At 43.1% G+C, this 15,482-nt stretch carries 15 protein-coding genes; 1 reads left to right on the forward strand and 14 read right to left on the reverse strand.

What is annotated here, in order from left to right; translation table 11 throughout:
• Positions 1-19: 19 nt before the first annotated feature.
• From ACSVDJ_RS16235 to ACSVDJ_RS16300, 14 genes are all read right to left on the reverse strand, one after another.
• The gene (locus ACSVDJ_RS16235) at positions 20-502 is read right to left on the reverse strand and encodes an acyltransferase (RefSeq protein ID WP_439167242.1); all 483 of its coding nucleotides are present in this window, start codon (positions 500-502) and stop codon (positions 20-22) included.
• On the reverse strand, positions 499-1,155 hold the full coding sequence (gene ppaX, locus ACSVDJ_RS16240; protein WP_439167244.1) for a pyrophosphatase PpaX: 657 nt from the start codon (positions 1,153-1,155) through the stop codon (positions 499-501). Before ppaX ends, ACSVDJ_RS16235 begins: the two co-directional genes overlap by 4 nt.
• Positions 1,152-2,102, reverse strand: coding sequence for a nucleoside recognition domain-containing protein (locus ACSVDJ_RS16245; protein ID WP_439167246.1), 951 nt, complete (start codon positions 2,100-2,102; stop codon positions 1,152-1,154). The genes ppaX and ACSVDJ_RS16245 overlap by 4 nt, the downstream gene beginning before the upstream one ends.
• 19 nt (positions 2,103-2,121) lie before the next feature.
• Positions 2,122-2,931, reverse strand: coding sequence for a prolipoprotein diacylglyceryl transferase (gene lgt, locus ACSVDJ_RS16250; RefSeq protein WP_439167248.1), 810 nt, complete (start codon positions 2,929-2,931; stop codon positions 2,122-2,124).
• 15 nt (positions 2,932-2,946) lie between these two features.
• Complete coding sequence (hprK, locus tag ACSVDJ_RS16255) at positions 2,947-3,882, reverse strand: HPr(Ser) kinase/phosphatase (protein ID WP_439167250.1); 936 nt, start codon at positions 3,880-3,882, stop codon at positions 2,947-2,949.
• A gap of 258 nt (positions 3,883-4,140) precedes the next feature.
• The gene (locus tag ACSVDJ_RS16260) at positions 4,141-4,488 is read right to left on the reverse strand and encodes a phage holin family protein (protein ID WP_439167252.1); all 348 of its coding nucleotides are present in this window, start codon (positions 4,486-4,488) and stop codon (positions 4,141-4,143) included.
• A gap of 2 nt (positions 4,489-4,490) precedes the next feature.
• Positions 4,491-5,648, reverse strand: coding sequence for a DUF4097 family beta strand repeat-containing protein (locus tag ACSVDJ_RS16265; protein ID WP_439167254.1), 1,158 nt, complete (start codon positions 5,646-5,648; stop codon positions 4,491-4,493).
• Positions 5,649-5,723: 75 nt separating this feature from the next.
• Positions 5,724-8,570: an excinuclease ABC subunit UvrA gene (gene uvrA, locus ACSVDJ_RS16270; protein ID WP_439167256.1), complete on the reverse strand. Its 2,847-nt coding sequence runs from the start codon at positions 8,568-8,570 to the stop codon at positions 5,724-5,726.
• A 7-nt stretch (positions 8,571-8,577) separates the two neighbouring features.
• Entirely contained in the window at positions 8,578-10,548 is a 1,971-nt protein-coding gene (gene uvrB / locus ACSVDJ_RS16275) for an excinuclease ABC subunit UvrB (protein ID WP_439167258.1), read from the reverse strand.
• A gap of 203 nt (positions 10,549-10,751) precedes the next feature.
• Positions 10,752-11,537, reverse strand: a complete 786-nt coding sequence (locus ACSVDJ_RS16280) for a sulfite exporter TauE/SafE family protein (RefSeq protein ID WP_439167260.1) — start codon at positions 11,535-11,537, stop codon at positions 10,752-10,754.
• Positions 11,538-11,564: 27 nt separating this feature from the next.
• Complete coding sequence (locus ACSVDJ_RS16285; protein ID WP_439167261.1) at positions 11,565-11,825, reverse strand: metal-sensitive transcriptional regulator; 261 nt, start codon at positions 11,823-11,825, stop codon at positions 11,565-11,567.
• A 51-nt stretch (positions 11,826-11,876) separates the two neighbouring features.
• A complete protein-coding gene (locus ACSVDJ_RS16290; protein WP_439167263.1) occupies positions 11,877-12,107 on the reverse strand; it encodes a glutaredoxin family protein in 231 nt (76 codons plus the stop codon).
• The gene (locus tag ACSVDJ_RS16295; RefSeq protein WP_439167265.1) at positions 12,104-13,528 is read right to left on the reverse strand and encodes an MBL fold metallo-hydrolase; all 1,425 of its coding nucleotides are present in this window, start codon (positions 13,526-13,528) and stop codon (positions 12,104-12,106) included. The genes ACSVDJ_RS16290 and ACSVDJ_RS16295 overlap by 4 nt, the downstream gene beginning before the upstream one ends.
• Positions 13,529-13,721: 193 nt before the next feature.
• Entirely contained in the window at positions 13,722-14,366 is a 645-nt protein-coding gene (locus ACSVDJ_RS16300) for a YfbR-like 5'-deoxynucleotidase (protein ID WP_439167267.1), read from the reverse strand.
• 282 nt (positions 14,367-14,648) lie between these two features.
• Between ACSVDJ_RS16300 and ACSVDJ_RS16305 the strand changes: the two genes are divergently transcribed.
• Positions 14,649-15,479 carry an undecaprenyl-diphosphate phosphatase gene (locus ACSVDJ_RS16305; protein WP_439167269.1) on the forward strand — a complete coding sequence of 277 codons (831 nt, stop codon included), beginning with the start codon at positions 14,649-14,651 and terminating at the stop codon, positions 15,477-15,479.
• The last annotated feature ends 3 nt before the right edge of the window (positions 15,480-15,482 follow it).

Raw genomic sequence — 15,482 nt, forward strand, 5'->3', positions numbered from 1 at the left:
CCTCTTCCACACGAAGAGGTTATTTCCTATCTTTAATTTGCATCGGGTTCCCCCCGGCGAAGGCGCCAGGTGGGACGTCTCGATGAACAAGGGTCGCAGCAGAAACGATGGCTCCGTCGCCGATCGTCACGCCCGGCAAGATCGTACAATTGGCGCCGATCATTACGTTGTCACCGATGATCACTTGGCCAAGGCGATATTCGTCGATTAAATATTCATGGGCGAGGATCACGGTCTTGTAGCCGACAATCGAGTTGCGACCGATCGTGATGTACTCTGGGAACATAATGTCGGGCACCACTTTATAGGCAAGTGCCGTTTGTTCGCCAATGTTCATGCCGAGAAACGTGCGATATAAGCTGTTTTTCAGCCTCATAAATGGCGTAAAGCGACCAATTTCAATGATGGCGGTGTTTTTAAAGGTTTTCCAAAACGAAACGGTTTTGTAAATATTCCAAAGTGAGTTGCCCCCCTCTACTTTGTACCGCTCCGTCCGTCTCATTGTTTCACAGCATCCACTTGTAACACATCTAACAGCTCCGGCATTGTCTCTAACATATAATCTGGGTTAAATGTTTGTAAAAACTCTTTCCCTTTTACCGACCAAGCGACTCCAGCCGTCAATGTACCGGCATTTTGTCCACCTTCAATATCGTGGTAATTATCACCGATCATCATCGCTTCCTCCGCTGTCGAGTCGAGCGCTGCTAACGCTTTTTGCAACGGTTCTGGATGAGGCTTCGGTTCCGTCACATCATCAAGTCCGACAATCACTTCGAAAAAGTCATACAACCCCGTCAGCTTTAAGCCTTTAATAACCGTATCGCGCATTTTCGTAGAAACGATCGCCAGCTTATAGCCGTTTTCCTTCAACGTGCGGATCGTGTCATACACGCCTTCAAACTCTGTCACTAATTCATCATGCTTCGCTAAGTTATATGTACGGTAGCGATCGACCATTTCGTCCACCCGATCAGGATCGATGCTACTAAATGTTTCAACGAGTGTCGGTCCCATAAAAGGATACACATCTTCTCGCTGATATTGATTCGGGAAATAATGATCTAATGTGTGCAAAAATGAAGCGATAATTAATTCATTTGTGTTAATTAATGTACCATCTAAGTCAAACAGTAAAGTTGTTATGTTTTTCATGATAAAGTGGCTTCCTTTCTTTCTGCGATTTCAGCGCGTCTCCATAATGTTGAGACGATCAGAGTTAAAATGATGGCGACGATTACTCGGATTAAAAATAGAGAGAGCAATGTCCAGCCTGTGAGTCCAAGCGGCACGAAAATCAATGTATCCTCTACGACAGCGTGACAAGCAACTAAAAAGATAAAGGCGATCGTGACATCTTTACGACTCACTCCGTCATCTTTGACGGCTTGAATCATCACCGCTGATCCGTAAGCCAACCCGAATAAAAGACCCGCCGCTAACGTCGTCGATGTATTTTCCTTCATCCCAAGCATCCGCGTCACGGGTGCCATCCAGCGCGAGAACACATCGAGCCATTTCAAATCCTTTAATATTTGAATAGCGACCATTAACGGAATCACAATGAGCGCTAGTTGAAAAATGCCGTATCCCGCTTTTTCAAGGCCGAGCAGCAAAATTTCTCCCCAGCCGTTCGGCTCCGCTTGCTGCGGTGGCGCTATACCATATTTCGCGAGCTCGCCGCCACCTTTCCAAACGAGATTGATCACAACTCCAGATACAATCGCCAATCCGAGGCGGACGGCTAGCATCACCGATACCCTCACACCAACCTTCGTTGCGACGCTCGATTCAATTAATAAATTATGGGAAAACGACAGCATCACGGCTAAAATAAATACTTCTTTTACCGTTAAATCAAGCGACAGCATCGCTCCGATTCCCGCATATAAATTCAAAAAATTCCCTAGAACGAGCGGAATGGACGCTTCCCCTGATAGTCCGAAGATCCCCATGACCGGACTGATCAATTCCATTAGCCACGGCAAAACGGGTGTGAATTGCAAAATCGTGACGATCAACGTAATCGGAAAAATGATTTTTCCTAATGTCCAAGTCGTTTTTCCTCCAACAAACAAACCCCTTTTGATTGTCGAAATCATCCCTTACTCTCCCCTATGTTCAATTTTCCATACTATTGTAGCGCACTTGCTTAGTGTTCATTTTGCGACGAACGATCCAAATGATAACCGCCGCTACTACGAGCCCGATCGAAATCACTTGCGCCATTCTTAATCCTCCAAGCATCAAGCTATCTGTCCGCAAGCCTTCAATGAAGAAGCGGCCGATCGAATACCAAATGACATACGTTAAAAACATCTCACCGCGTCGTAAATTGACTTTTCTTAACGCGATCAATAGCGCAAATCCAAGCAAATTCCACAGCGATTCATATAAAAACGTTGGATGATAATACACGCCCTCAATGTACATTTGATTAATGATAAAGTCTGGCAAGTTCAAGCCCTCTAAAAAGGAACGAGTCACTTCTCCCCCATGGGCTTCCTGATTCATGAAATTTCCCCAGCGTCCAATCGCCTGGCCTAAAATAATACTAGGAGCGGCGATATCCGCCAGCTTCCAAAACGAAATATTTTTTGCCATGGAAAAAGCAATCGTCGTCGCCACAGCTCCAATTAATGCCCCGTGGATCGCAATGCCACCTTCCCAGATTTTGATGATATCCCCAGGGTGCTGCGAATAATATTCCCATTGAAATAGCACGTAATAAATACGGGCGCAAAGAATCGCAATCGGAATCGCCCAAATAAGCAAATCGGCAAAGGTATCTTTCTCCAAGCCGAGACGTTCGCTTTCCTTCGTGGCTAAATAAAAACCGAGTGCAATGCCACAACCGATAATAAGACCGTACCAATGCACTGGAAATGCACCGAATTCGAATGCCACACGGTTTAACGGATAACCTTCCATACATTCTTCCCCTTTCTATAATAAATCCGGATCTTTCTCGCTAATGACATTAGCCAACTTGTTCGTAAATTCCTGTGCCGTGTTAATACCGAGGCGCTTCAAGCGGAAATTCATCGCCGCTACCTCGATAATAACCGCCAAGTTTCTTCCTGGACGAACAGGCAAAGTAATTTTCGTAATATCTGTATCAATGATTTTCAATTTATCTTCTTCAATTCCAAGGCGATCGTACTGCTTTTTCGGGTCCCAAGCTTCCAAATGAATGTTTAATGTAATTCGTTTATGACCACGAATCGCTCCTGTACCAAATAACGTCATCACGTTAATGATCCCTAGCCCACGAATCTCCAATAAATGCTCAATAAGCTCAGGGGCACTACCGACAAGCACATCCTCATCTTCTTGACGAATTTCAACACAATCATCCGCCACTAGTCGATGACCACGTTTCACAAGTTCCAAAGCCGTTTCGCTTTTTCCGACTCCACTTTGGCCGGTAATTAATACACCGACACCATAAATATCAACCAACACTCCATGCACAGCGGTTGTTGGCGCCAGCATGCTTTCTAAATAATTCGTCAAGCGACTCGAAAGCCGCGTCGTCGTCATCTTCGAGCGCATCACCGGGACAGCATTTCGCTCCGATGCTTCCATTAATGATTCCGGCACCTCTTGTTCTCGTGAAAGAATAATCGCCGGTGTCGTATCATGACAAAGCCTTTCCATCCGTGATGTTTTCTCCTCCGGATGCAACTTACCGAAAAACGACATCTCCGTCATGCCAAGCAATTGCACGCGCTCCGCTGGATAATAATCAAAAAAACCAGCAAGCTCCAAACCCGGCCGCGAAAGATCACTCGTGATGATCGGACGATGAATGCCGTCCTCTCCACTCACAAGCTCGAAATTAAACTTCTCTAACAAATCCTTTGTACGAACTTTAGCCAAACTTTCTACCTCCTCAACTGGCAGTCTGATCATATTGTAACATTTTTCAGCACATCTCATATATAGGTGTCTCTTTTTCAATTGTATGACTCATCCTGAAGAAGCACAACTACTGCGGACAAGCCTGTACCAACAGCAATGTGCCGAGGCAATAGCTGAGGCGATTATCGCTTATTATCAAATGATTGCAGATTGCTAGTGCCACAAAAAAGAGGCGTCTATCAGCCGAATGCTCGACGGATAGACGCCTCTTTTCACCTATTCTTTTTGAAAAATCGTCAGCTGTAAAATCAAATTCACAAGCGCCATGATAACCGAAATCAACAGCGCCATACCAAATCCGGACATTTCAAAGTGACTCCCCATAATATTATCTGTCAGCATTAACGTTAAGGCGTTAATGACAAACAGAAACAATCCAAGTGTCACAAATGTAATCGGTAACGTCAAAATAACTAAAATCGGCCGAACGAGGATGTTTAAAATAGATAGCACAATACTAGCAATGATAGCTGAGCCGACACTATCCACTTCTAACCCCGTAAAATAGCCTGAAAGTGCAATGAATAATAAGGCATTAATTACAATGCCAGTAAACCATCTCATCTTTACTCCCCTTGCTCTAATTTAGGAATACTCTCTTGTTCCTCGCTTTTCGGAGAAATCGTGCGAATCGTAATCAAGCCTGTACGTGTTTCCGCTGTAATAAACACTTGCTGATCCGCTTCATTCTCGCTTTCAAAACGAACGAGCTTTTGAATCATTTCTTCCTTCTCTGTCACTTTCTTCATTCCCGTTTCTGGCAAATGGAACGAGCCAAAGTTTGTGCGCAATTCACCTTTCATCGCCATAGAGGCTGGTGCATACACTTCAACATTTCCAGTGATTGCATGTGCTTTAATCGTATGAACAGCGCCTGTTTTCATATCGCATAGCACATTACCGTTCACCGTTTTCACATCAATATCACCGACAGAACCAATCACATGAATCGCTCCGTTAAAGGAGTTCGCTTCTACCTTTTTAGCTTCAACATTCGTTAAGTAAATTTGGCCGTTAGCTGTTTCCCCTTCAAAATCATCTATGTTACAGTTCTTCACTTCAATTTTTCCATTTCCTGTTTTTACATCTAATTCGTCTGCATGAATGTCACTTACAGCGAATGAACCATTAAATAGCTTAATGGCAATATCATCGATTTTGGCTTTCGGCACATACAATACCGTATCTACCTTCATTAATTTCAAGCCGACAGAGAATGATATTTTATTGTCACGAGCATAGAATACACTGTTTTTAATAAATTCTTCTCGTGCAGTTTCTTCTTGCTCTGCGCCGTATACTTTCACATGGCATTCAGCTTTCACTCCTTGCTCATCCCAAGGTAAAATCGTTAAATCACCATTCGCCATTTCCACCTTTAAACGCTTCGGTGAGAAAACTTCTTCATGAAATACATGAGAGAATTCGACTGCTTTTCCAATAGGCAATTCAAAGTCCTTTAGTTTTTGAACTGTTGATTGAACGAACTGAAATAATTTATCCTTTGGCTGATGAAGCTGACTGCCTGCTCCTTGCATTTGACTACCTAATTTCTGTCCGAAATTCAATAACTCATCAAAGAAACTATCTTTTTGAGTAGTGCTATCTTTTTGAGTAGTGGAGTGCTCATTTTTTTCAAGTGCCTCCATTAATGCCACTGCTTCGCTCCCGGTAATAATTCCATCTTCAACCATTTTCAAAATTCGCTTTTTCTCTTCGTTCATTCTAAGTCCCTCCAAGTAATTGAATTTGACTTTCTCTCTTTACATACGCAACGATTTAGAAAAAGTTTCAACATCTTAAACTTTTACAACACGTTCGCGGTCACGAACTAATACTTTGTTCAAATAGTAACCGGTATACGATCCTTCCACTTCCGCTACTTCCTCTGGTGTGCCTGAAGCGACAATCATTCCCCCACGATCGCCGCCTTCCGGTCCAAGGTCAACAATATAATCCGCTGTTTTAATGACATCTAAATTATGCTCAATGACTAATACGGTGTCGCCGTTGTCAACTAAACGCTGAAGTACATGAAGCAAACGAGAAATGTCATCTACATGCAAGCCGGTCGTTGGTTCATCTAAAATGTAGAAAGAGCGTCCATTCGAGCGGCGGTGCAATTCAGATGCCAGTTTCACACGCTGAGCCTCTCCACCAGAAAGAGTCGTCGCCGGTTGGCCTAAAGTAATATAATCTAATCCCACATCGGCAATCGTCTGAAGCTTGCGTTTAATTTTCGGGATGTTTTCAAAAAATTGCAGCGCATCTTCTACCGTCATCGCTAACACATCGGAAATATTTTTTCCTTTATACTTCACTTCAAGCGTCTCACGGTTGTAGCGTTTCCCATGACACACTTCACACGGCACATACACATCCGGTAAAAAGTGCATTTCAATTTTGATAATGCCATCTCCGCGGCAAGCTTCACAGCGTCCGCCCTTCACATTAAAGCTAAAGCGCCCTTTCTTGTAGCCGCGAACTTTCGCTTCATTCGTTGTCGCAAATACATCGCGAATATCATCAAACACTCCTGTATATGTCGCTGGATTGGACCTTGGTGTTCGGCCAATCGGAGACTGATCAATGTCGATCACTTTTTCAAGATGTTCGATTCCTTTCACTTCGCGGTGTTGTCCTGGCTTGCTTTTCGCATTATGTAGCTTTTGCGCCAATGATTTATGAAGAATTTCATTGATCAACGTACTTTTTCCGGAACCCGATACCCCTGTCACCGCAGTAAACAGACCGAGTGGAAACTTTGCTTTAACGTTTTTTAAGTTATTTTCCTTTGCCCCCATCACTTCAATCCAGCGACCATCTGGCTGACGGCGCTCCTTCGGCAATGGAATGTATTTTTTTCCTGATAAATATTGACCTGTCAATGAAACGGGGTCATTCATCACTTGTTCAGGTGTTCCGGCAGAGACGATTTCTCCCCCATGAATGCCTGCCCCTGGCCCCACATCGATTAAATAATCAGCCGCAAGCATCGTGTCTTCGTCATGCTCAACAACGATCAACGTGTTACCGATATCGCGCATCTCTTTCATCGTATGAATTAAGCGATCATTATCTCGTTGATGCAAACCGATGGATGGCTCATCCAAAATATAAAGCACTCCAGTTAACCGCGAGCCAATTTGCGTCGCTAACCGAATGCGCTGCGCCTCTCCACCAGACAATGTTCCCGCTGATCGACTGAGCATTAAATAATCTAAGCCAACATTAATTAAGAAGCCGAGCCGCTCATGAATTTCTCGTAAAATTAAATGAGCAATTTTCATTTCTTTTTCCGTTAACGTCAGCGAGGCAAAGAACTTCTCCGCTTCCTCAATCGAATCATTCGTCACTTCACTAATGTGACGGTCGTTAATTTTGACGGCGAGACTTTCTTTTTTCAAGCGATAGCCTTTACATGTCGGACATTTTTGCTGCGCCATATATTTCTCCATCATCTCGCGAATATAATCGGAGCCCGTTTCGCGGTAACGGCGCTCAATATTGCCGATGACACCTTCAAATGCTACATGATTTTCGCGGATTTGCCCGAAATCATTTTCGTAACGGAAGTACACTTTTTCATTGCCCGATCCGTACAAAATTTTATCCATTTGTTCCTTCGGTAAATCTTTCACCGGCGTATCCATATCGATGCCATAGTGAGTACAAACTGACTCTAGAAGCTGTGGATAATATTGCGAGCTGGTCGATTCCCACGGGGCAATCGCATGTTCTTTTAAGGTTAACTCCCAATTCGGCACGACGAGATCGACATCGACCTTCAGCTTCGATCCTAAACCATCACATGTTGGACAAGCACCATAAGGGCTGTTAAAAGAAAACATGCGCGGCTCTAATTCCCCAATCGAAAACCCACAATGAGGACAAGCATGATGTTCACTGAACAGTAATTCTTCTTGGCCGATGACATCGATGACGACATTTCCTTCTCCCAATTTGAGAGCCGCTTCTAATGAATCGGCTAACCGCGCTTCGACCCCTTCTTTGATGACGATTCGGTCAATGACGACTTCAATCGAATGCTTTTTATTTTTTTCTAGTTCAATCTCATCTTCTATTTCGTACATTTCGCCGTCTACACGCACGCGAACATAGCCTTGACGCTTAATATCTTCAAACACCTTCACATGTGTTCCTTTTCGACCAGAAACGATCGGCGATAGCACTTGCAGCTTTGTGCGCTCCTCGTATTGCATAATGCGATCGACCATTTGTTCAATCGTTTGCGACGTAATTTCAATGCCATGAACGGGACAAACAGGACGGCCAATACGTGCAAACAATAGCCGCAAGTAATCATAGATTTCCGTCACCGTTCCAACCGTTGAACGCGGATTACGGCTCGTCGTTTTCTGATCAATCGAAATCGCTGGCGATAGTCCTTCAATCGCATCTACGTCTGGCTTATCCATTTGCCCTAAAAACTGGCGGGCATAGGCGGACAGCGATTCGACATAGCGTCGCTGACCCTCGGCATAAATCGTGTCAAAGGCGAGTGATGATTTCCCTGATCCCGATAAACCCGTCAGCACGACTAATTGATCGCGCGGAATGGTGATGTCGATATTTTTGAGATTATGTGCTCTAGCGCCTTTTACTGTAATTTTATCTATTCCCATAAAAAAGTCATCCTTCCGATTTCAACTCTAACCAGACATCGCGAAGCTCAGCCGCCTTCTCAAAATCAAGCGCTTTTGCCGCTTCCTTCATTTCACTCTCAAGACTTTGCAGTAAATGATTTCTTTCTGTTTTCGACAATTTTTTCGGTGTTTCGTACACTTCTGTTTCTTCGGCTGCATGGGTCGCTCGAATCACATCACGAACTTCTTTTTGAATAGTCATCGGTGTAATGCCATGCGTTTCATTATACTGTTCCTGAATCGAGCGACGACGCTTCGTTTCCTCGAGCGCTTTTGCCATTGAATCCGTGATTTTATCGGCATACATAATGACATGTCCCGCTGCATTTCGGGCAGCACGGCCCATCGTCTGAATCAATGAACGCTCGGAGCGCAAGAAGCCTTCCTTATCAGCATCTAAAATCGTCACAAGCGACACCTCTGGAATATCAAGCCCTTCTCTCAGCAAGTTAATACCGACAAGAACATCGTATTTACCAAGGCGGAGATCACGAATAATTTCAATCCGTTCGAGCGTTTTAATTTCCGAGTGCAAATACTGTACTTTAATGCCGATATCCTTTAAATAATCGGTTAAGTCTTCAGACATTTTCTTCGTTAATGTCGTCACTAATACGCGTTCGTTCTTCTCAATCCGTTCCTGTATTTCACCAAGGAGGTCATCGATTTGACCCTCACTCGGACGAACATCGACCGTTGGATCAAGCAGGCCGGTCGGTCGAATAATTTGTTCCGTCATATGTGGGGTATGTTCGATTTCATAAGGACCTGGTGTCGCTGAAACGTAAACCGCTTGATGAACATGCTCCTCAAACTCTTGGAACATGAGCGGACGATTATCCTTCGCAGACGGCAGGCGGAAACCGTGATCCACTAGCACTTGCTTGCGTGCCTGGTCGCCATTGTACATCCCGCGCACTTGTGGAAGGGTCACATGCGACTCATCAATGACGAGCAAGAAATCTTTCGGAAAATAATCCAATAGTGTGTATGGCGTTGAGCCTGATGGTCGCAACGTTAGATGGCGCGAATAGTTTTCAATCCCTGAACAAAATCCCATCTCCCGCATCATTTCTAAATCATAGCGCGTCCGCTGCTCCAATCGCTGCGCTTCTAGCAATTTATTGTCTTCACGTAATATAGCCAGTTGTTCCTCTAGCTCTTTTTCAATATTCCCAATCGCAATCTTCATTTTCTCTTCTCGGGTAACGAAGTGGGAAGCTGGAAAAATAGCGACGTGATCGCGGTCGCCAAGGATTTCACCTGTTAACGCATCGACTTCACGAATCCGATCAATTTCATCGCCGAAAAATTCCACCCGCATACAATGCTCATCACGAGAAGCTGGGAAAATCTCAACGACATCGCCGCGCACGCGAAACGTTCCGCGCTTAAAGTCAATATCATTCCGTTCATACTGGACATCCACGAGGCGACGCAACAGCTGATTGCGCTCTAGCTCCATGCCTGCGCGCAACGAAATCACAAGCTCACGATATTCTTCCGGAGAACCTAAGCCATAAATACAAGAAACACTGGCGATCACGATCACGTCATTGCGCTCAAATAACGCCGATGTTGCCGAGTGGCGTAGCTTATCAATTTCATCATTAATGCTCGCATCTTTCTCAATAAACGTATCCGTTTGCGGCACGTACGCTTCCGGCTGATAATAATCGTAGTAGCTGACGAAATATTCTACTGCATTATTCGGGAAAAACTCTTTAAATTCGCTATATAGCTGCCCCGCCAATGTTTTATTATGAGCGATTACAAGCGTCGGTTTATTCACTTCTTTAATGACGTTAGAAACCGTAAATGTCTTTCCTGTTCCTGTTGCTCCAAGCAGGGTTTGATGCTTCTTTCCTTGCTCAATGCCTGCCACTAGTTCGGCAATCGCGGTAGGCTGATCACCTTGTGGACTATATTTAGACACTATTTCAAATTGATTGACCACACTCTATCCCCCCTGCTAACCTTTTTCTTCTATCATACTCTTTCATCTACTATTATTTCCATTTGGAAGGTCTTCGATTTCGATACTTATCATATTGCCCATTTTATCACAAATAAAACAAAGAAAGCTAGTTTTTAACGCACGTATGTTCGTTTTAAATCTTGACATAACAAAAAAGCAGGAGCATCATGCCCCCACTGTTTTCACGATAAAATATCGACCCAAATCTTCACGGCTGTCGCTGCAATTAAGATAGCTAGTAGCCATTGAAGAATCTTTGTATTCATTTTTTGCCCAGCTTTGGCACCGAGTGGAGAAGCGATGATACTAGCAATAACCATAATCAGTGCCGGTAAAAACAATACTTGACCAGTCATGAGCTTTCCTGCGGTGGAACCGATCGATGAAATAAAAGTAATCGCTAGCGAGCTGGCAATTGTCATTCTTGTTGGGATTTTTAAGACAACGAGCATGATCGGCACGAGTAAAAATGCTCCGGCCGCACCGACAATTCCTGCGCCTAATCCGACAATGAAAGCAAGTACAGCCGCTAGCCATTTATTAAACGTAATTTCTTCAAGTGGGCGATCATCAAGATTTTTCTTCGGAATAAACATCATGATCGCAGCTAAAGCGGCTAAAATACCATAAATAACGTTCACAGTCGCTTCCGACATATTTTCAGAGCCGAAGCCACCAATAAAGCTACCTATTAATACAGCCGCCCCCATATAGATGATTAATGTTTTATTCAAGTAATCACTTTTACGATACGCCCAAACGCCGGCGATCGTCGCAAAAAAGACTTGAACCGCACTAATGCCGGACACTTCATGAGCAGAAAAGGCAGCGAATCCTAACAGTGGTGGGATGTATAATAACATCGGGTATTTAATAATCGAGCCACCGATTCCAACCATTCCCGAAATAAACGAGCCGATAAAACCAATAAGAAATATGGTGACGATAAAACCTATGGACCAATCCATTCTCTACTCACACCTTCCGCTCCTTTACTAACGGCTTTTCATTAATAATTCAACCGCTTCTTTCACCATTTCATCTGTTTCTTCACCGTTTTCCACATTGTGGCGAATACATTGCTCTAGATTTTTGCTGACCACTACGCCAATTGTCCGATTGATTGCTCCTTGAATAGCACTTAGTTGCATGACAATGTCGGCGCAATCTTTTTCTTCCTCCATCATTCGTAAAACACCTCGTACTTGTCCTTCAATTCGCTTCAGCCGGTTGCGTACATTTTTATCGTATGTCATCGTGGTCACCTCCGATCAGAAAGAGCCAGGCGTAAAGCCCGGCTCATGAAATTACTTCAACAAAGACATAACAGCTTGTGGATCATAGCCTAGCACCCATTGTCCGTTAACTTCTGTTTGTGGAACGCCCATTTGACCTGTCGTTGCCACTAATTTTTGTGCTGCTTGTTGATCTTGTTGAACGTTCACTTCTTTATATGAAATCCCTTGTTCATTTAAAAAATTTTTCATCATTGTGCAATAAGGGCATGTGTTAGTTGAATATACGGTTACTTTATTCATGATTCATTCTCTCCTTTTGTTATTTCTTCGCCAGCGATTTTCCATGCTGCAAAGCCGCCTACTACGTTTTCAATATTTTTAAAGCCTGCTGCTTGTAGCACGCTCGTTCCGATAGCTGAGCGAGCACCTGATTGACAGTGGACGATGATTTTCTTATCTTTCGGCAGATCCGCCAATTGATCTTGTAAATAACCAAGCATATGATGGTGCGCTCCTGGAATATGGCCTGCATTCCACTCCGCTTGCTGACGGATATCTACTACATACACATCTTCATGTTGATATTGCGCTTTCAACGCTTCAATATCAATGTTTGAATATTGCTCTAGCTCATCCGCTTCGCTTATAGCTTTCGGATCAGCGAAAGCGACAATGCGATCTAGCCCGATGGACTCCAATGCTAGTTGAATGTCTTTCGCTTGCTCTTTGTCAGCAATTAAGACAAGATTTTGTTCATAGCCTAACATCCAGCCTGCCCAGTTAGTGAAAATCTTCGAGAATGGAAGATTGATCGTTCCTGCAATATGACCATTCGCAAATTCCATACCGCCTCTAGTATCTACACCGACTGTATTATCTTTATTTAAAAGCTCTTGTAACTCTTTATACGTCTCTGCATAAGGCACTTTCTCATTCGTTAATACTTTCGGGCCTACTTTATTCACCGTTTTCATCATCGCAAAGTATTTTGGTGGCTCTGGTTGGTCTTTCAGTAATTCTTTTTGGAATTCTTCTTTATCTTCAATTTGTAGCGCCCAGTTGTTCACTTTTTCGTAACCGACTGTTGAAAGTGGAACCGCTCCAAGCGATTTTCCACAAGCACTGCCGGCTCCATGTGCTGGCCACACTAATAAATAGTCTGGAAGCTGTTTAAAGCGTTGAACCGAATCAAACATTTGCAATGCTCCAGCATCTGCCGTTCCTTTCACACCTGCTGCTTTTTCTAATAAATCCGGACGACCGATATCGCCAACAAATACGAAGTCTCCTGTGAAAATGCCCATCGGTACATCGGAGCCGCCACCTTTATCGGTCACGATAAAAGAAATACTTTCAGGGGTATGACCTGGCGTATGCATCACTTTAAATTCAATATTTCCGACCGTAAATACGTCTCCATCCTTCACAAGTGTTGCGGACAATCCATCTACATATTGATACTTCCAGTTTTCATCGCCTTCATCCGATACATATAATGTAGAACCGTGATCATGAGCTAGCTGACGAGCCCCTGACACGAAATCCGCATGAATATGAGTTTCTGTTGCTGCTGTTAAATGAAAACCTTCTTTTTTTGCTGTTTCCACATAAGGAGTAATATCACGAGCAGGATCAACGACAATCGCCTCACCTGTTTTTTGACAACCGACCATATAAGAATATTGAGCTAATTTTTCATCAAAGTAAGAACGAAAGAACATAATATGCTTCCTCCTTTTATTTTACCCCATTGGGTATACATCATCTTAATTCTTATAATACCCCATACCCTATAAAAAAGCAAGGCGGAAAGTTGATTTTTTTAGCTTCCTTACTGCGCCAAAAAAACACGGTCTCCCGCTGATGGAAGCCGTGTTGCTAATTATTCAATTTCATACTTTTCATCATGTGGTTTTACTTGTCCGCATATTTTTGCACGATCATTTCAGTGACATAATTTAATTCATTATGAGGGATAAATTCTTCCGACAACATATCTGGTAATATATGCTCGATAAAATATTGCACGCAATTCATCTCATGGAATTTCATAATCGTCGATAAGGCCTCTTGGTAGATTTCAAGAAATAACGGTTCTGGATTGCGCTTCAGTATTTCTCCAAACGATTCATAGAGAAGATCAATTTTATCCGCCACTGATAAAATGCGGCCTTCGAGTGTGTCGTCTTTGCCTTCTTTAAAGCGTTCTATATAAACAGCTTGCAATTCTGTCGGGAACTCCTGCTCAACAAACTTCTTTGCCATTTGCTCCTCTACTTGTGAAAATAGCGCATTTAATTCGTTAGAAGCATATTTAACAGGAGTTTTAATGTCACCAGTGAACAGCTCCGCATAGTCATGATTCAATGCTTTTTCATACAGTGAACGCCAATCGACTGACTCCCCCGCCATTTCTTCAATCGTTCCTAAAAATTGGGCAATCTTTGTCACCTTAAATGAATGAGCCGCTACCGTATGTGTTTGATATTTGAACTTCCCCGGTAATCGAAATAAATGCTCTAAATCCGATAAACTTTTAAAATAATTATGCACGCCCATCCAACCACTCCTCCCAAATACTTAACCTCTTTAAAATAACAATTGTAGAAAGTCGGAGAAAAGTCAAGTAAAACAATAAGAATGCCATCACAAATGATACCGGTTCGATCGAACTTACGAAGAATGAAATGTGATACGAAATTGACTTCGTTCATACTATAAGCGTGTGACATTGTTGTCACATGCTTTCCTTTTTTGTTCGGTCATTCGAAGGAGAAACGTATTCGACCCTTTTATAATAAAGAAGAACATAAACAATCTTTCAAAAGGAGTGTGAAAAAAGTGGATTTATGGGAATTGTTCGTCGCTTTTATTTTAGGCTTAGTTGAAGGAGCGACGGAATTTGCTCCTGTTTCTTCAACAGGCCATATGATTATTGTTGATGATATGTTATTGAAATCGAAAGACATGTTTTCTCAGCCAGTGGCGAATACGTTCAAAGTAGTCATCCAGCTCGGCTCGATTTTAGCAGTCGTCATCGTGTTTAAAGATCGACTTCTTCACTTGCTTGGATTGAAAAAAAGAACAACGACTGATCATCAAGATCTGTCTCAATTGAAATTAAGTGTGGTGATCGTTGGTCTACTGCCAGCGACCGTTCTCGGCTTATTGTTTGAAGACTATATCGATGAACATCTTTTTTCCGTCCATACAGTACTGATCGGCCTAGTGGTCGGGGCTATTTTGATGTTGCTTGCTGATAAATTAGCACCAAAATATGTCCAAGCGGAAACAGTGGATGACGTCACTTATAAACAAGCCTTTTTAGTGGGGTTATTTCAATGTTTCGCACTTTGGCCAGGGTTTTCTCGTTCCGGTTCAACTATTTCCGGAGGCGTGCTGCTCGGTATGAGTCATCGGGCCGCTGCCGACTTTACGTTTATTATGGCTATTCCCATCATGGCGGGTGCCAGTACGTTATCGCTCATCAAAAACTGGGAATACTTCACGCTAGATGTTTTGCCATTTTTCGTTGTTGGATTTGTTAGTGCCTTTATCTTCGCCTTAGTGTCGATTCGCTTCTTCTTAGCACTCATCAATAAAATCAAGCTAACACCGTTTGCTATTTATCGAATCATCTTAGCTGCTGTCATTTATTTTGTGTTTTTATAAGAA

Source organism: Bacillus sp. Hm123 (genome assembly GCF_051842975.2).
Classification (GTDB): Bacteria; Bacillota; Bacilli; order Bacillales; family Domibacillaceae; genus Bacillus_CE.